This window comes from Micromonospora sp. NPDC047521 (assembly GCF_055587305.1).
On sequence record NZ_JBVJGN010000008.1, the window covers coordinates 268672 to 286896 of the forward strand.

The 18225-nt window shown below is 72.5% G+C and carries 7 protein-coding genes; 1 reads left to right on the plus strand and 6 read right to left on the minus strand.

The annotated features are described in order from the left end of the window. Positions 1 to 1453: 1453 nt before the first annotated feature. Genes ACZ6N8_RS19630 through ACZ6N8_RS19655 form a run of 6 tightly spaced genes read right to left on the minus strand, consistent with a single transcriptional unit; the run spans position 1454 to position 16682 of the window. Positions 1454 to 2269, minus strand: coding sequence for a hypothetical protein (locus ACZ6N8_RS19630; protein WP_466011700.1), 816 nt, complete (start codon positions 2267 to 2269; stop codon positions 1454 to 1456). Continuing rightward, complete coding sequence (locus ACZ6N8_RS19635; RefSeq protein WP_466011701.1) at positions 2266 to 5019, minus strand: non-ribosomal peptide synthetase; 2754 nt, start codon at positions 5017 to 5019, stop codon at positions 2266 to 2268. Before ACZ6N8_RS19635 ends, ACZ6N8_RS19630 begins: the two co-directional genes overlap by 4 nt. Continuing rightward, positions 5016 to 5441, minus strand: coding sequence for a phosphopantetheine-binding protein (locus ACZ6N8_RS19640; protein ID WP_387123293.1), 426 nt, complete (start codon positions 5439 to 5441; stop codon positions 5016 to 5018). Before ACZ6N8_RS19640 ends, ACZ6N8_RS19635 begins: the two co-directional genes overlap by 4 nt. After that, a complete protein-coding gene (locus tag ACZ6N8_RS19645) occupies positions 5442 to 7805 on the minus strand; it encodes a lantibiotic dehydratase (protein WP_466011703.1) in 2364 nt (787 codons plus the stop codon). Further along, a complete protein-coding gene (locus ACZ6N8_RS19650) occupies positions 7802 to 13228 on the minus strand; it encodes an SDR family NAD(P)-dependent oxidoreductase (protein ID WP_466011705.1) in 5427 nt (1808 codons plus the stop codon). The genes ACZ6N8_RS19645 and ACZ6N8_RS19650 overlap by 4 nt, the downstream gene beginning before the upstream one ends. Continuing rightward, the gene (locus tag ACZ6N8_RS19655) at positions 13218 to 16682 is read right to left on the minus strand and encodes a condensation domain-containing protein (protein ID WP_466011707.1); all 3465 of its coding nucleotides are present in this window, start codon (positions 16680 to 16682) and stop codon (positions 13218 to 13220) included. Before ACZ6N8_RS19655 ends, ACZ6N8_RS19650 begins: the two co-directional genes overlap by 11 nt. Positions 16683 to 17047: 365 nt before the next feature. Between ACZ6N8_RS19655 and ACZ6N8_RS19660 the strand changes: the two genes are divergently transcribed. Continuing rightward, positions 17048 to 18085: a MupA/Atu3671 family FMN-dependent luciferase-like monooxygenase gene (locus ACZ6N8_RS19660; RefSeq protein WP_466011709.1), complete on the plus strand. Its 1038-nt coding sequence runs from the start codon at positions 17048 to 17050 to the stop codon at positions 18083 to 18085. Positions 18086 to 18225: the final 140 nt, after the last annotated feature.

Below are 18225 nucleotides of genomic sequence, written 5' to 3' on the forward strand. Positions count from 1 at the left end.
TCGAGGAAGCGGGTGACTGTGGGTTCCGTGCGTGTGACGTCGCTGGACGACTCCCGCCGCGGGTCGACGTCAACGCGTTGGGAAAGCTCACGACGGGTCAGGTTGTGGTGACAGTTGAGGGGCCATACGGATGGCGGACACGTGTTTGATCCGCGCGTTAGCGGGGCGGTCGGGAGCCGTTGTCGCGATCGCGGCCCGCCACCCTGTGATAGCGCCAAGTGGTGGCCGGTGTACCGGCATAGCTGCCTGTGCCGCGCGATGAGCGCTGGGTAATGCGAGTCGGTGGCGCAGGCAGGTGATGGCGAAACGGGGCACATGGCCGACGTCAGTTGCAGGTAATGTCTACTCAGTCCGCTGACCGCCGGCACCTCCGTCGTTGCGGCCGGTGGGTCCGGCTGCCGAAGCCCTCCCCCCAGGGCTGCGGCGTCAGCCAGGCGTGGATCGTGGCCGTGCCTGGCGCTTGAGCACTGTGGACGCTGGATCGTGACCTTCGCGCACCTCAGGCGGATGCTGCCGCGGCGGGTCGGCGCGACGGCCCACCCGGGTCGTGTCCGGCGGTCGGGAGGCCCCGCCCGGCGTCCGGGCGCACGACCTGTTCGCTTCGCGGGTCGGCACCGACGTCGCCGACCACGCCGGTCACGGCGGGCGGTGGCCGTGAACCGCGTGGCGACCTGGCCTGCGTGGCCACCTCGGTCCGTGCGGGTGCATGGTGGTCACGTGCGACCCGGGCACCTCGGCGGCGAACCGAATGCCTCCCTCAATCACGGCGATGCCGTCATGAAAGTTGCTGACGGATCGTTAGGGTCTTTTGGCGACGGTCTTCAGCGGATGGGTGCCGGATAAGCTCGCCGGCAGCTCCGCCAGTCGCATCTCGCGGCACCGTGACCATCTCGCGGGTCGGCGTGCTGGTGATGCCCGCGACGCCGTACCAGCCGGCCATCTCGCTACTGTCTCGGGCCATCGAGTCGGATGAGATCTCGCGCGAGAGCGACGACGTTCGTCGCCGTGTCCGAAACACACACCGGTGCGACGCCGTGACCGAACTTGACTAGCGCTAATGAGGCAGCGGAGAGCGTGCGCGGCCGGACTGCGAACGGCGGATCGCCGCCTGTCGCCGGTGCCCGGCAATCATGTTCGAACAGGAACTTCCACGGGAGCATTTCACGCCCTGCACTGTCGCGGGTCGGCTCCCAATCAGGAGCGAACGACCCCCGGGGATTGCCGATCCGTGCAGCAGAGTTGATCTGTTCCGACGATGACCGTCACCCATGCGATGCCCAGGGCGCCGACTTCCGCCATCGAGAGACGACGACCGTTTGCCACAGCGCGGGTTCGTCATGTGGCGTTCCGTAGAGGAATGGACGCGCCGGGCACCGGACGCGGTGGCGACTGACCCCATCGCGTACCTGGTGGTGGCGTCGACGGCGCTCGGCGCGGTGAGCCAGCGGGCCGCTCAGCGCAGTGCCTCCGCCACGAGGCGCGCGACTGTGGGATCGGCGAGCAGCGTCGCGCGCGGCACCGGAAGACGGTGGTCCGCGACGCCGAACCCGGCGGGCAGGTCGTGGCGTTCGGACACGATGACCGTCTCCGCGCCACCCCGGGCCGCGCCCGCGCGTGCGGCGGTGACCAGGTAGCCGAGAAACGCGGAGAACCGCTCCGAGAACTCACGACCCACCTCGTCGTCGGCGTCCAACATCCTGCACACGGTGTGGACGACCTCGTCGTACACGGCCTGGAGGCCGCGCATCGCCTCGGCCAGTGCCGTGGGCGACTGCCTGCCGATGTCCGGCCCGAGGGTGCCGGTGAAACCCTCGGCGGCGGCGAGGGCGTCCCGGATCTCGTCGTCCGACAGCAGACCCGCGTAACCCTCCACCGACGTGGCGAAGAGGTCCTGGACCAGTGCGCCGTCGACGTCGTTGGGATCGAGCAGCACGACCGGAGGCTCGGGCAGACCGCGCGTACGCAGCAGGCCGGCCGCCTGGCGGGCCAACGTGCCGCCGGCGCAGTAGCCGAGCACCCCGCTCACCTCCAGCCCGGCGTCCGCGACGTCGTCGAGCCAGCGGTTCAGGCAGCGGTCGGGATCCGTGCCGGCGACCAGGTCACCGGTCTGCGCGGCGAACACCGTCTCCCACACCACGGGTTCCGGTGCGAGGTTGGCGACCAGGTCGCCGAAACCGGCCTCGCGTCGTCCGGGGCCGAAGTCCACGGCGAGGAGCACGCGATCGCTGGGTCCCGGGGCGAGAACCCGCCACGTGGTGTTCATCGTCATCTCGATCCGTTCGTCCGGGCAGCGGGCACGCGGGGCCCGGCGGGCACCACGTAGGCCAGCAGTTGGGTGTTACCGGACCCGTCGTCGCGGGTCACGACCACGGCGTCCTTCACGCGGGGGTGCCGGCGCAGCAGGCTGGCGATCTCGTCCACCTCGATCCGGTGACCCCGGATCTTGACCTGCGAGTCGGCCCGACCGAGGAACTCGAAGTCGCCGTCGGGGCGCAGCCGCACCAGGTCGCCGGTCCGGTAGAGGCGCTCGGCGCCGGTCTCCGGCGGTCCCTCGACGAAGCGCTGGTCCGTCAGCCCCGGACGGCCCCGGTAGCCGAGCGCCACGCCACTCCCGCCCAGATGCAGCTCACCCACCACGCCTGCCGGCAGCACCGCGCCGTCGGCGTTGAGCACCCACGCGGAGGTGTTCTGGATCGGGCGGCCGATCGGCACGGCCTCGTCCTCGGGCCCCGGACGTACCCGGGCGATCAGCGACCACACAGTCGTCTCCGTCGGGCCGTACATGTTCCACACCTCGTCGGCGACCGCGCAGAGCCGGTTGGCCAGCGGGCGGGTGAGCGCCTCGCCGCCGCAGAGCGCCAGGCGCAGGCGCAGGTCCGCAGGGGCCAGCGCCAGGACGGCGTCCCAGGTCACCGGCGTCGCCTGTGCCACTGTCACCCGTTCCTCGGCGAGCAGGTCGAGCAGGCGTTGCGGGTCGCGCGCGTCGTCGGTCGACGCGAGCGCGATCCGAGCGCCGACCGTCAGGGGCAGGAACAGCTCCAACACGGAGATGTCGAAGGACGGGCTGGTCAGGGCGAGCATCACGTCGTCCTGGGTCAGGCCCGGCCGGCGCGCCATCGAGGTCAGGAAGTTCACCACCGCGCGATGCGGCACGTTGACGCCCTTGGGCTGCCCGGTGGAACCGGAGGTGTAGATGACGTACGCCGGGTCCTCGCCGTCACCCCCCTGCGGGACGCCCAGCGGCGGAGCGTCGGCGGCGTCGCCGTCGACCTCGTCCACCACGACGACACGCGCGCCGAGGGCGGAGAAGGTGTCCGGCGCGGTCGCCGGACCGGTGACGATCACGTGGGCCTTCGCGTCGCGCAGGATGAACTCGATCCGGCGACGGGGGTACGTCGGGTCCACCGGCAGGTACGCCGCTCCGAGCTGCCAGCTCGCCAGCATCGCGAGCAGGGCCTCCACGGACCGGTCGAGATGGACGGCGACCACGTCACCACGGGTCACGCCCTGCCGCGCCAACCGGCCGGCGAGCCGGCCGACGTGCCGCCCCAGCTCGGCGTAGGTGAACCGGCGACTCCCGCTGTGGATCGCCGGCGCGTCGGGCCGCCTGTCGATCGAGGCGCGCACCAGCTCCAGGACGCTGCGCACGTCGGGCAGGGGAGTGGACGGCGGCGCGCAGAGACGCAGCAGGTCCCCTCGCTGCTCCTCGTTCATCAGGCTGAGCCGCTCCACCGGGGTGTCCGGCGCGGCCATCCCGTCGCGGAGCAGGTTGACCACGTGGTCCAGCAGAAGGGCGGGCATGTTCTCCGCGTACAGGTCCGCGCTGACCTCCAGGTTGAGGTGCGTGCGCTGGTCGGCCCCGGGGGCCACGACCATCTCGAGATCGGTCTGGATCGTCCCGGAGGCCAGCGGCAACCGTCGACAAACCAGCTCAGGTACGTCGTCGAACGCCTCCGACGGCCGCGAGGCGTTGTTGAACAGGACCTGGTATACCGGGTTGTACGCCAGGCTCCGCTCGCCGCCGAGTTCGGCCACCACCGCGGTGAACGGTGGACGACGGTGCATCATGGCGGTCAGCGTCTCGTCGCGTACCCGGGTGACCAGGTCGGCGAAGCTCGTGCCGGTGGGCAGTTGCACCCGCAGTGTCACCACGTCCATGAAGAGACCGATCAGGCCGCGCAGCTCGGCGCGGTCACGACCGGACACCGAGGTGCCGATCAGGATGTCCCGCTCCCCGCTGTGCCGGCTCAGGGTGGCCACCCACGCGGCCGACAGGACCATCGCCGGCGACACCCGCTGCCGGCGGGCGAACTCCCGCAACGCGGCGGCGTCCTCGTCGGTGAGCGACGCCTGTGCCTTGTGCGACGACAGCGTCGGGCGGCTCGGGCGTGGGGCGGCCCCCGGCATGGTGAAAATGGCGGGGGCGTCGTGCAGGCGCTCCCGCCAGTAGGCGAGGTCCTCGGCCCAGGAGCCGTCGGCCGCGGTGGCGCGCTGCTCCTCGACGTGCCGCTGGTAGGTGGTCGGCATCTCCGCCGGCCGCCACGGTTCGCCGTCGCGCAGGGCGACGTAGGCGTCGGAGAGCTCGTCGAGGAGCACGCCCAGACTCGCACCGTCCGCGACGATGTGGTGCAGGACGATCAGGAGGACGTGGTGGTCCTCCGCGATCCGGAACACGATCATCCGCAGCAGCGGCAGTTCGGAGATGTCGAACCTCGCCCCGATCTCCGCCTCGGCCAGGTCCGCCCACTCGTCGAAGGACGCCACAGGCACCACACGCAGCACGGGTGGCGCGGTGTCGTGCACGGTCACGAAGGGACGGCCGTCCCGATCGTGGAAGGTGGTACGCAGCGCCGCGTGTCGCTGCACCACGGCATCGGCGGCGCGGCGGAGCACCGCCGGATCGAGCGGCCCCCGGATCTCGTACGCGAGGGTGAGGTGGTGCATCAACGTGTCCGGCAGCAGCTGCTCCAGGAGCCAGATCCGCTCCTGGCCGAACGACGGCTCGGAGGTCGACGTCACGAGTCCTGCCCTTCCGCGCCGGCCGGGCCCACGGCCGACGCCTCCCTCACCCGTGCGGCGAGCGCCGCCACGGTCGGCTGCTCGAACAGGTAGCTGGCCGGCACACCGACCCCGTACGTCCGGCGCACGTGCGCGATCACCCGCATCACCTGCAGAGAGTTGCCCCCGATCCGGAAGAAGTCGTTGTGCACGCCCACCTGGTCCCGGTTGAGCAGCTGCGCCCACAGGCCGGTCAGGTCCCGCTCCAGGTCGTCGCGGGGCGAGCCGTCGGCCCGCGTCTCGACAGTGACCGCCGGCAGGGCGTTGAGGTCCACCTTGTGGTTGGGCGTCTGCGGCAGGGCGTCAAGCGTGACGACAGCCGACGGCACCATGTAGTCGGGCAGCAGTTGACGGAGATAGTCGACCAGCTCTTCTTCCAGCACCTACATGTCCCTTTCGGCGCGAGGATCGGTGGGTTCCGGGCCGGCGGTGCCGGCGGCCGGGTCGACAGCCACGACGCGCACCTCCGCCGTGTAGCCGGCGCCGTCGGCGTCGGTCAACCAGGTCTGGTCGAGGTCCGGCAGCATCTCCGAGACGGTGAACGTGGTCTGCCGCGCCTCCGCGGTCCGCCGTACCGCCTTGGCGAACAGGTTCACCAGCACCAGGCTTGTGAAGTCGACGAAGACCGGCTTGTCCTCGACCGGCACCTTGTAGAACGCCCGCTCCGGCAGGCCGAGTTCGGCGCGCCAGGCGCGGGCCGCCAGGAACCGGTCCGGCTCCTTCTTGATGGACGCCCAGCGCAGGTCGGTGGCGTCCACCGTCCACGACTCACGCGCGAGCACCAGCCGGTCGATCGCGATCCTGGGTCGGTGCGTGGCAGGTGGCAGCGGCTTGAACCCGTTCACGATGGCGGCGGAGAGGAGTTCGCCCACCACCTCGAGCAGGTCGAATTGCCGGGCGCCGTCACGGGTCCGCACCTCGAGCCGGCCGTCGGTGGCCCGCCGCACCACGAGGCGCGCCGCCGGCAGCGGCTCCGCCGGGGTGCCGCCGGCGTCGGGGTGCAGCGACCAGTACGTGTAGCGGGGCGACAGCAACGCCGACGGCGGGTACGTGCGGGAGTTCACCGCCTGCCAGTGCTTGGGTGAGGACAGGTACACCCTGCGGTCGCGGTGGTCCGCCTCGTCCGCCCGGAACAGCCAGGACGGGTCCTCGTGCTGCTCGACGAAGAGGCGGCTCTCGACGGTGTTCGACGCCAGGTGCAGCTCGCCGAGGACGAGCAGGAACTCGCCGCGGGCGATCGCCTCGGGGCCGTCGGCGGCGATCATCAGGTCCGGGGCGTGGTGCACGGCTGCCGCCCAGGCGGGCTCCGGCGCGGCGAAGAGTTCGGCGACCCGCTCCGCGATGTCCTCGGCACGCACCTGGTGCGAACGCGTCTGCGGGGAGGGCGCCAGGATCTCCTGCCACCGCCGCTGCAGTCCACTGACGGCCCTCGCCACCGGTGGCGGCAGCTCACGCAGGGAGAAGAACAGCTGCGGGGTGGCCGCCGCCACCACCGCCGCCAGGGACGGTGGGGCGTCGCCGGAGCGCGCGCGTGCCAGCTCGTACGCCTGGTCGAACACCGCCCGGTACTCGCGTGTCGCCTCGGCGACGAACCAGCGGGCGCTCTGCAACAGCAGCGCCAGCGGCGGGGCCAGGGCGTCCATCACCTGGGTGCCGAAGTGGACGTCCACGTCGCGCATGGTGTCCTCGTAGAGGATGGTGCGTCCGGCGTAGGTCTGCCCCGGCCGTCGGGCCGCCTGCACGCCTGCGGACTCCTCGAACACCGCGGCGGCCTGCTCCAGCGCGACCACGAGCTTCGCCTCGTCCCCGGCCGCGGCGGCGACCGCGTCCCGGGCGTGCAGGAGACGACCCACGCGGGACAGCACCTCCTCGCGGACCACCGGGTCGCCCACCCGTTCGAGTCGTTCGATCAACTCCCGTTCGGGGCGGGCGGAGATCGCGACCTCCAGGCCGAGGTGCAGGAGCCCTCGCTCCCGCAGCGCCACGAGCTGGTCGAGGACGTCCTGCTCGGTGTCGAGGTCCGGGTGACCCGACCAGAGGACCTCCTCGGCCACCTCCCGGGCGGTCCTGGTGCCGTCGCTGAGGCCGACGAGTTCGGCCTCCGTCTCGGTCAGCAGGACCGGCGGTCGGCTGCTGCGGTGCAGGGTCCGGCCGACCAGGTCGAACGAGTTGACCCGGCGGGGCGGCAGCCACGGCAGCAGCTTCGGGTCCTGCTCCAACGCCCGGGCCACCGCGTCCACAGCCCACACCTCGAAGTACGTCGTACGCCGGGCGAGCAGGTCGCGGCCGGGCCGGACTCGCGTCACGACGTCGTCGGTGGACCAGTGCGCCCACCCCACCGGACCGAAGAAGCCGATGGTGTCGTTCTTGACGCAGTAGCGCTGCCAGTAACTGGCGATCGCCGACTCGTGGTTGCGGCCCCGGACGTTGCGCGGCTCCCCGGCGGCGGCCTTGTCGACACAGTCGGCGATGAGTGCCCTGTTCTGCCAGGCCACCGCCTCGCGGAACGCCGGGTCACGGGCGATCCGCCGGATCTGCTCCGACAGGTCGGTCGTCGCGAGGTCGTACGCGGCCTGGTAGTCGTCCCGGCTGCCCTCGCCCGACGCGAACCGGTCGGCCGCCGCCGCCAGCTCGACACTGCTGAGGCGGCCGACCTCGGCTGCGGGGAAGCCGGCGCTGCGGAGCACCGACTGTCTCCAGATCGACCAGTCGCTGCCGCCGAGGCGGAGCAGGTGTTCGGCGGTCATCGTCCCGCCCCCAACCGGCGCAGCTCCTCGGTGAAGCTGCCGAGAGTGGAGTAGTCGAAGATGGCGCCGATGCTCAGGTCCACGCCGAAGCGGTCCCGGACCTGCGACATCAGCTCCACGGCGATCAGCGAGTCACCACCCAGGGCGAAGAAGTCCTGGTCGTCGCTGAGGTCGACGACGCCGGTCGCCGCCGTCCACAGTTCACGTACCTCATCGGCCAGCTCGCCGGCCGGCGGTGTCGGCTCCGTGGTGGCCGGTGCCGGCGTCGGCTCGGCGGCGGGCATCTGTGGGGGCGCCGGGACGGCGGGCGCCGCCAGCGTCGACGGTTCGTGCCGGCCGTTCGCCGACACCGGCGGCCGGGGCGCCGGCACCGGCCGCGGCGCTGGCACCACCTGCCGTACCTGCGTCGCGTCCGCGTCGGGTGACGACGGCTCGGGACGACCGCCGCGGAACCGGCGGACCGCCACCTGCCGGGGGGTACGCGCCGCCAGCAGGGCCGTCAGCAGGTCCACACCGACCTCGGGTGGGATGCCGACGCTCCCGGCGGCGGCCTCGTCCGACCCGCGCGGTGACACCAGGGCGGCCGGGTCGGCGGCGCGGCGCATCGTGAAGCCCCGCACCTCGACCAGGACGGTGCCGTCCTCGTCGAGGACGTCGAGGTCCGCCACGATGCTGTTGGCCGGGGCGTCCGGCCGGCGGCGGATGTGACTGAAGATGCGACCCGGCAGCCGGCCGTGCACCACCGCCGAGCGGTACATGAAGGGGACGTGGATGTCGTCCCGGTCCAGGTCACGAACCGAGGTGGTGGCGGCGTCCATGAGCGTCGGGTGCACGGCGTGCTGGCGGGCCTCGTCCTGGTAGTCCTCGGGCAACGCCAGCACGAGCAGTTGGTTGTCACCGGCCGGGTCGGTCTGGACCTGGTGGTAGGTGCGCCAGCGGGGGCCCAGCGTGAACGCCTGCCGGTCGCTGCCGAACGGTGGGAGTGGGCGGTGCTCGGTCAGGGTGGCGCGCAGCGCGGCCAGGTCCACCCGGCGCGGCGCCGGGGCGTCCGGGTCGGGACGCCACGCGGCGATCCGTCCCCGTACGTGAGTCTGCACGTCGGTGGGGGAGGAGGTGGTCGGCGGCGCCGAGGAGACCGAGAACGCCCAGCTCTCACCCTCGGGGTTGAAGGCCACCTCCACCCGGCGCGGCGAGGTCAGCTCCAGCATCCGCTGGAACACGACGTCGGTCAGCTGGACCGGCTCCTCGGCCCCGTCCAGGATCTCGGCCCGGAACGCCTCGACCACCAGGTCGAGGTGTCGGGTGCCCGGCACCACAGGCACGGTGCCCAGCCGATGCTCGTCGGTCACCGGGTCGTTCTCCGCGCTCAGCACCGTCTGCCAGCTGCGGGCCGGCGCCCGGCCGGCGGAGCGGAGCATCCCGCCCGCCGCCATGCCCACGCCGTGCCAGGCAGGCCAGTCGATGCTCAGCAGGCGGTCGGCGGCGAGGGGCGTGTCGCGGACGAAGGTGTCCAGGTAGGCGTTGGCCGCGGCGTAGTCCGCGCCGCCCGGCTGGCCCTCCAGCGCGGCGCGGCTGGAGAAGCAGACGAGGAAGTCCAGCCGTGGGCGGCCGTGGAAGACCTTCTCGATGCTCAGCGCACCTGCCATCTTGGGTGCGAAGGTCGCCTCGCTGTCCGCCGCGTCGGTGAACTGGACCGTGCCGGAGCCGATCCGGCCGGCCAGGTGCAGGACCCCGTTGACCGGACCCCACCGCCGGGTCACCTCGTCGACGACGCGGCCCAGTGCTTGGGTGTCGGCGATGTCGCAGCCGTGGACCTGCACCGTCGCACCGAGCGCGCCGAGTTCGTCGACCACGTCGTCCGGCACCGACCCGGTCCGACCCACCAGGACAAGCGTCGGCTGCTGGCCGGTTCTCGCGAGGCCGCGGGCCACCTCGATGCCGAGTCCTCCACCGCCGCCGGTGATCAGGTACACCCCGTTGCGGCGGATGGTGGGCGACGACCCGGAGACCACCTCCAGCCGCCGTTCGGCGGGCACCCACCGCAGGTCGCCGCGCAGCGCGACGACAGGCGAGCCGTCCTGGTCCGCCAACTCCCCGGCGAGGTCGTCGTCGGTCACCCGCCCACCGAGGTCGATCAGGCGTACGGTCAGCCTGCTGTCCTCGTCGGCGATCGTCCTGACCAGCGGCGGCAACAGGGCGTGCTCCGGGCGTACCCCCTCGGCGCCGCTGATGTCGACGGCCTCGCGGGTCAGCACGACGATCCGGGCGCCGTCCGCCACCCCGGGCGCCCGGGACACCAGCCGCGCCACCTCGTGTAGCTCCCGGAAGGGACGTTGCAGCGCGGCCGGGTCGGCGCGGTCGACCACCTCGTCCGACAGACCCCACGCGTGCACCAGCATGAGCGGCTGCCGGCCCGCCGCCGCGACGTCCCGCAGCAGGTCCGCCAGTTCGCCCCGACGTCGTACGGGCAGGTGGAAGGAGCGCTCGGCGGAGCCGGATCCGCGATCGGCCGGAACCGGCACCACCCTGATCCCGGCCCGTTGCAGGGCGACGGTCAGCTCGCGGGCCCGGTCCTCCTCGGCCAGCAGCAGCGCGTGCGGCGCCGCGTCGTGGCCACGGTCCGCCCGGCGGGGCGCCTGCACCCAGCAGGGCACCGAGAACGGGGACTCGTCCACTGGGGTGTCGGCGGTCAACTGCTCCTCCGTCGGGTCGACTGTCGGTGGTGCCGCTTCGGCGCGTTCGGTAGGGGGCGCCTCGGGCGTGGGCGAGATCGGTGCGGCGGTGGCGGCGGGCGGGTCCGCCCAGAACCGCTCCCGCTGGTACGGGTAGGCCGGCAGCGGCGTCCGGATGACCTGCCGCCCCTGCCCGACCGCGTGCCAGTCCACGTCGTGTCCGTCGGTCCAGACGGCGGCGAGGGAGCGCAGGAGCGCGATCTGGTCCTCGCCGGGGTTCGGACGCCGGGCCGGCAGCGACGCCACGGCCGTGTGCCCGCCCTCGGCCAGGGCGCGGTGCGACCGGCTCAACGAGGTGAGGGTCTGGCCCGGCCCCACCTCGATCAGCAACTGCGGCCCCTGGTCGAGCAGATGTTCCAGCGCGGGTCCGAAGAGCACAGGTTCGACGAGCTGGTCGGCCCAGAACGTCGGGTCCGTCGCCTGCCGCGCGGTCATCGTCGCGCCGGTGGCGGCCGAGACGATCGGGATTCGCGGCGGGCGCAGCGTGATGTCGGCGAAGGCGGCGCGGAACTCGTCGGCCGCCGCGCGCATGGCCTCGGTGTGGAAGGCGTGCGCGGTGCGGATCGGGCGACTGCGCAGGCCGCGTTCCCGCAGCGGGGCGGCCAGCTCGGCCAGCGCGTCGTGCGGGCCGGCAAGCACGGTCTGCCGGGGCCCGTTCACCGCCGCGATCCCGACCCGCGCCGACAGCAGGCCGGCCAGCTCGTCCGCGGGCGCGGCGACGGCGAGCATCCCACCGGCCGGCATCCGCTCCATGGCCCGGGCGCGGGCCGCGACCAGCGTGACGGCGTCGGAGAGGCTGACCACCTCGGCGACGGCGGCAGCGGTGAGCTCGCCGACACTGTGGCCCAGGAGGCGGTGCGGTACGACTCCCCACGAGCGCCACAGCCGCGCCAGCGCGTACTCCACAGCGAACAGCAGTGGCTGCGCGACGGAGGTGCTCGCCAGGCGGGTGTCGTCACCCGTACGCCAGGCCTGTGCGACGTCCGCGCCGGCGGCCGAGAAGAGGTGCAGCGTCTCGTCGAGGGCCTCGGCGAAGCGTGGCTCCTGCTGGTACAGGTCCCGCACCATACCGGCGTGCTGCGCGCCCTGGCCGGGGAAGAGGAAGGCCAGTTCCCGCCGCTCTCCGGCGCCCCGGATGATCGCGTTCGGGGCGTCCGGGCTGAGCCCGGTGACCGCCTCGGCGGCGCTCTCGGCGACCAGGGCCGCCCGGTGCGGGTAGGCACGGCGGCCGTGCTGCAGGGTCGAGACGGTCCCCGCGAACGTCTGCTCGCCGTGATCGGCCAGATGGGTCCTGATCCGCTCCTGGTAGGTGTCCCGGGCGGCGGTCGTCGCCGCCGACCAGACCAGCAGGCGGGGTCGGGTGACGGCCGGCTCGGCCACCCGCAGGGGCGCTTCCTGCAGCACCGCGTGGGCGTTGGTGCCGCCGATGCCGAGGGAGCTGACCGCGGCCAGCCGGGGCTGGTCGGGACGGCGTGGCCAGGCTGTGGGTTCGGCGGGCAGGTGGAAGGGCGAGCCGTCCAGCTCCAGCTTGGAGTTGACGGCGCTCACGTTGATGGTGGGCGCGATCTTCTCCCGCTCCAGACTGAGCACGGCACGGATGAAGGAGGTGACACCTGCCGCGTGGCCCAGGTGACCGACGTTGGCCTTGACGGAGCTGAGGGCCACCGTGCCGTCGCCCGGGTGCCCCAACCGGCGGTACGCGGCCAGCAGGGCGGCCACCTCGATCGGGTCGCCCAGCATCGTCCCGGTGGCGTGCGCCTCGACCAGCCCGACGTGGCGTACGTCCGCCTCGGCCATCATCATGGCCTCCAGCACCACGTTGGTCTGGCCGGTGACACCGGGGGCGGTGAAGCCGACCTTCCGGGCGCCGTCGTTGTTGACGGCTGTGGCCCGGACGACTGCCCGCACCGCGTCACCGTCGGCGAGTGCCCGGGAGAGCTTCTTGAGCACCACGACACCCACGCCGCTGCCGAAGATCGTGCCGCTGGCCGCCGCGTCGAAGGGCCGGCAGTGCCCGTCCCGGCTGAACGGTCCGTCCATCGCCCACCGGTGCCCGTGGGTCAGCGGCAGCTCGACCTCGACGCCGCCGGCCAGGGCGAGTTCGCACTCCCCGTTGCGGATGGCGGACACCGCCTGGTGGATGGCGACAAGTGAGCTGGAGCAGGCGGTCTGGACACTCATGGCCGGCCCGGTGAAGTCCAACTTGTACGACACCATGGTGGCCAGTGAGCCGAGGTTGTTCCAGGTGCCGACCGCGAGGCCGGTGATGCCGGTGGCCGCCGTCGGGTCCGGGCGCAGATACAGGTCGACGTACCGGTTGGTGCCAGCGGCGCCGAAGACCCCGACGTCGGTCACCGAGTCCGGGTCGTAGCCCGCGTTCTCCACCGCGGCGTGCGCCGTCTCCAGGAACAGCCGCAACTGCGGGTCGCTGGTGCGCGCCTCCCGAGCGGACATCCCGAACAGCGCCGCGTCGAACATGTCCAGGTGCGCGGCTTCGGCGACCGCCCGCACGTACGTGGGGTCGTCGAGGGTGGAGCGGGGAACTCCGGCGGCCAGCAGTTCGTCCTCGGACAGGAACCGGACCGACTCCCGACCCGCGCTGATGTTGCGCCAGAACTGCTCCACGTCGTCGGCGCCCGGGAACCGCCCGGCCATGCCGATCACCGCGATGGGCTCGAGTTCATCGTCCATGGCCCGACTGTCCCTTCCGCTCCTGGTTCAACTGGGTCCGGACGGCCCGGCGTCGGTCGCCGGCATCCTGCGGTCCCGTCTCGCGCCGCAGGGGCGCCGCCGGCCCGGTGGTCGCGGACACTCCGGCGAGCAGCGCGGTGATCTGGCGAACTGTCGGATGGGCGAAGAACGCCGTCGCCGGAGGTGGGTCGGGCATGGCGTCGGCCAGCAGCGCGTGCACCTGAAGCAGGCGCATCGAGGTGAGCCCGGCTTCGAAGAAGTGCTCGTCGAGACCGATCCGCCGGCCGACGACCCCGGCGATCAGGTCGACCAGCCAACGCTGGGTGTCGGTGGCCGGGGCGTCGCGCCGGGCCGCCGACTCGTCGGTGTCCGTGGGTGCGAGGTCGGCGGGGTGGAACACCACCTTGTGGTTGGCGCTGGTGGCGAGGCGGTTGCGGACGTCGATCCGGGCCGGCACGGCGTACCCCGGCAGCTGTGACAGCAGGTGCGACCGCAGCGCGAGTGGGTCGACAGTGGTGTCGGGCCGGGGGACGACCTGGAGGGCCAGGACGGGGCCGGCGGCGGTGGTGACGGTCCCGGCGACGGCCTGCGCCACCGGGCCGGCGCGGCGGGCGGCGGCCTCCACCTCGGCCAGGTCCAGGCGGTGACCGTCGACGTCGATCTGACGGTCGCGCCGGCCGACGAACTGGACCCCGCCGTCCGGGTCGACACGACCGATGTCACCGGTCCGGAAGGTCGGCCGACCGTCGGGGCCGGTGCCGAAGCGCTCCGCCGGTCCACTGTCGTCCAGGTAGCCCTCGGCGAGCAGGGGACCGGTCACCACGATCTCGCCCGGCTCGCCCGCACCGGCGTCCCGGTCGTCGTCGGTCAGGACGAGCAGTTCGGTGCCCGCGACGCCCCGCCCGTGCGGCAGCACCTCGTCGTCGGCCCACCCGGACAGCGCCTCATCGGCGGACACGCCGTGCCCGAGGACCTGGTGACAGGCGGCGAGCTGCGGGGTCTCGGTGGTGCCGTAGCCGTTGACCACGGCGGCGGGGGTGAGCTTGCGCAGGCGACGGACCAGTCCGGCGGTGAGGGGGGCGCCGCCGCTGAGCACGAACCGCAGCGAGTCCAACCGGATCCCGGGCGTCGAGTGGTGCGCGGCGACGAGCAGCTCCAGCAGGCCGGGGGTGGCGTGCAGCACGGTTACCCGCTGGTCGGCGAGGAAGCGCAGCAGCGCGGCCGGGTCGGTGAGCACCGCCTCGGGAGGCACCGCCACGCTCGCCCCGACGTGCAGCGCGACGAGCAGATCGCGGAGCACCGGGTCGTGACCGATTCCGCCGACCAGCGCGAACCGGTCGGCGGCGGTCGGCCGGACCGTGGCCTCGTACCAGGCGAGGGCCGCGCTCAGCGGCCGCGGACCGACCACCACTCCGGCGGGGATTCCGCCGCTGCCCGACGTGAACAGGACATGACTCGCGCCGGGCAGCGTCCGGGGTCGCGCGACGCCGCCGCGCAGCGTCGGCGGCGCGAGCGCTTGCGAGGGTACGTCGATCACGGCCGCCGGCTGGAGCTGTCCGTGCTGCTGGGCCAGGCGCGCCTCGGGCAGCGCCGCGTCGACCAGAGCGATCACCGCTCCCGCGCGCCAGCCGGCGAGCAGCGCCGTCACCAGGGCGGCGCTTCGCCGGCCACGGATCTCCACCACCTGCCCCGGCGTCACGCCGGCGGCGGTCAACCGGGCACGAAGGTCCTCGACCGCGGCGTCGAGCACGCCGTACGCCAGGGGACCCTCGACCGTGTGCAGCGCGGTGTCATCAGCCCCGCCACCCAGGGCACGCGCGGGGGACCAGGCGTCGGACCCGGCGTCGACAGTCGGCGGGTCCGCCAGCGGCGACCGCTCCCGCCGCGCGGCGGTGACCAGGGAGACCGCCCGTGGAGACACGTGGGCGTCGGTCAGCATCTGGTCGAGGACGAGCAGGCACTGGTCGAGAATCTCCCGGGCAAGAGCGGGCCGGACCCGGTCCGCGGCGTGGATCAGCTCGACGCGGAACCCGTCGACGCCGTCGCGGTGCAGGTACAGGTTGAGGTCGAACAGCGCGCCGTCGCCCGCCACCGGCTGCGCCCGCACCTCCAGCTCCGGGAAGCGGGGCGGCGCGGCGCTCTGCGTGAGGTCGTTGAACCAGACCTGGAACAACGGATTGCCGAGCGGACGCGCGGGCAGGTCCAGCTCGGCGAGCACGGCGTCGAAGGTCGGTGTCGCATGGGTGATGGCGCCGACGTGACGGTCCCGGACATGGTGCAGCACATCGAGCAGGTCGGCGCGGCGGCCGATGTCCAGCAGCACCGGGACGGTCTCGATCAGGAAGCCGACCAGCTCGTGCTCGCCCGCGGAGCGGCGGCGGCTGGCCGGCATGCCGACCACCACCTGTCCGGTGCCGCTCCAGCGAGTCAGGACGACGGCCAGGCAACCCAGCAGGAGCACCGCCGGGGTGAATCCGTGGGTACGCAGGAACCGGTCCACCCGGCCCGTACGCTCGGCGCCCAGCGCCGCCTCCTGGTGCGCGCCACGCAGTGAGGGGACCATCGACTGGGCGACCGGCAGCTTCGGGCTCTCCCGCACCTCGGCGAGCAGGTCCCGCCAGTACCGCAGGTCGGCCTGCCAGGCGGTGCCGCCCACCAGTCGGGTCTCGGCCTCGGCGTACTCGGCGAAGCTTGGGGCGGGGACGAAGTCGGGGGCCGCACCCGCCGAACGGGCGGCGTACGCGGTGGCGAGATCGGCCACGACGATGTCCACTGTGGCCTGGTCGGAGATGATGTGGTGCATCGAGAGCACCAGGCACGCGTCGTCGGCGTCGGCCGCGCGCAGCAGCCCCGCGCGCAGCATGGGCGCCCGGTCCATCGGGATCGTGACAGCCGACACCCGCCTGACGAACTCCTCGATCGTCGAGGGGGTCAGCGGACCGTCGGCGTCCTCGACCGTCAGCTCCGGCCGGGCGTCCTCGTCGTACCGCAGATCCGGCTCGTCGGTCACCCACGCGCGCAGCGCGTCGTGACGCCGCACCACGTCGCACAGGGCGGCGCGCAGCGCGGCGACCCGCACGCTGCCGCCCAGGCGGAGCGCCGTCACCACGTTGTAGGCGGCGGACTCGGGATGCAGCCGGCTGAGCACCCACAGCCGGCGCTGGCTGGGGGCCAGCGGCGAGCGGTAGGGGGTTTCCTGCCGCGGCGCGGTGGACGGCGCCGGTACGGGCGGGGCCGCCGGCACGGACTGCGCCCGTGCGCGAATGTCGGTGAGGGAGGCGTTGTCGCGCATCAGCAGCGCCAGCGGGACCTCCAGGCCCAGCCGTTCCCGGGCCGCCGCCACGAACCGGAGGGCGGCGAGGGACTGCCCACCCAGCGTGAGGAAGCCCTCGGCCTCGTCCTCCTCGCTCTCCGGTGGCCCGGCCGCCTCCCACCAGAGATCGTCGAGTGACACGCCGCCAGGCGATCCATGCGGGCGGTCCGCCATCGGTAGTGCTCCGTCCGTTGAAAGCGGGTACGAGGACGCGCGGTGTCGTCGCCAGGGTGAGGTCCGGTCGGCATTCCGCCGCCCTCGAATGGTGCTGACTCCCGGGAATGCGTGGCTTCTCGCCAATTGCCGCAGGGGGCGAATTCCGTGCTCCCGCGTCGTCGTGCCTCTCGGTCTGGCGCTGGTGTGGGCAGCAACCATGAGCAAGCGCCCCCGCAATTCCCGCGCCATCATGGACCGACGCCAACCGGTTCCGGCATCTTCCTGTCTGCGCATGGAAAAGTCGACCGGCGCGCACTCACGCAGTTGACTGCTTTGGGTCGGGAGTGACCATGGGCATGAAATTCAGCATCTTTTATTTCGCCGATGGAGCCGAGGCGCGCGACGAGGGTCTCTACCGGCTGCTCATCGACGGTGCGCGTTTCGCCGACGAGAACGGGTTCGAGGCGGTCTGGACGCCGGAGCGGCACTTCCACGCCTTCGGAGGGCCCTACGCGAACCCGTCGGTGACCGGCGCCGCCATCGCCGCGGTCACCACCCGGGTGCGGATCCGCGCCGGCAGCGTGGTGGCGCCACTGCACCATCCGCTGCGGATAGCGGAGGAGTGGTCGATGGTCGACAACCTGTCCGGCGGGCGGGTGGGGATCGCCTTCGCCCCCGGATGGAATCCTGTCGACTTCGCCTTCAGCCCCCAGGCGTACGACACCCGGGCCCGGGTGGTGGCGGAGACAGTCGAGCAGGTGCGGTCGTTCTGGGCCGGCGAACCCGCCGCGGTGGTGGACGGCAAGGGGCAGACCCGTCAGGTGCTGCTGCATCCGCGGCCGGTGCAGAAGGAACTGCCGATCTGGCTCACGTCCGGTGGCAGTCGACAGACCTTCGAGTCCGCCGGACGGCTCGGTACGGGTCTCCTGACCCACCTGTTCGACCAGGACATCGACGAGCTGGCGGAGAAGATCGCCCTCTACCGTCGGGCGGCAAAGGAGTCGTCCACCGAGCCGAACGTGGTGGTCATGCTGCACACCCTGCTGGGCACCTCCCGCGCGGAGGTGCGCTCGCTGGTGCGGGCGCCGATGAAGGAGTACCTGCGCAGCTCGTTGGACCTCATGTCGCGTACGTCGCTGGTGGACGAGGACCTCGATCCCGCCCTGCTCGAAGAGCTGATGGACGAGGTGCTCGAGCGGGCCTTCGAACGCTACTTCGCGCACGGCGCCCTGTTCGGGACGGTCAGGGACGGGCGGCAGCGCATCGAGGAGCTACGTGCGGCAGGTGTGGACGAGGTCGCGTGCCTCATCGACTTCGGTCTGCCCGACTCGACGGTCCTGCACGGCCTGCGTCATCTGCGGGATCTGAAGCGGTCATGCGACGAATGACGAACGCCGAGCGTGGCGGTCGTCGATGGCGTGGACCTTGACGTGCACCTTGCAAAACGTTACGTTCGTTCTGCGGGGGGAGCTGATAGTTAATGAGCGCCATCTATTATTATTGTCGTCGTGGCGTGGCGGAAATTGCT

Bases quoted from the DNA above. Each gene is read 5' to 3' on its own strand.
- ACZ6N8_RS19660 (WP_466011709.1), top strand. From the start codon at position 17,048: ATGGGCATGAAATTCAGCATCTTTTATTTCGCCGATGGAGCCGAGGCG.
- ACZ6N8_RS19630 (WP_466011700.1), bottom strand. From the start codon at position 2,269: ATGACGATGAACACCACGTGGCGGGTTCTCGCCCCGGGACCCAGCGAT.
- ACZ6N8_RS19650 (WP_466011705.1), bottom strand. From the start codon at position 13,228: ATGGACGATGAACTCGAGCCCATCGCGGTGATCGGCATGGCCGGGCGG.
- ACZ6N8_RS19645 (WP_466011703.1), bottom strand. From the start codon at position 7,805: ATGACCGCCGAACACCTGCTCCGCCTCGGCGGCAGCGACTGGTCGATC.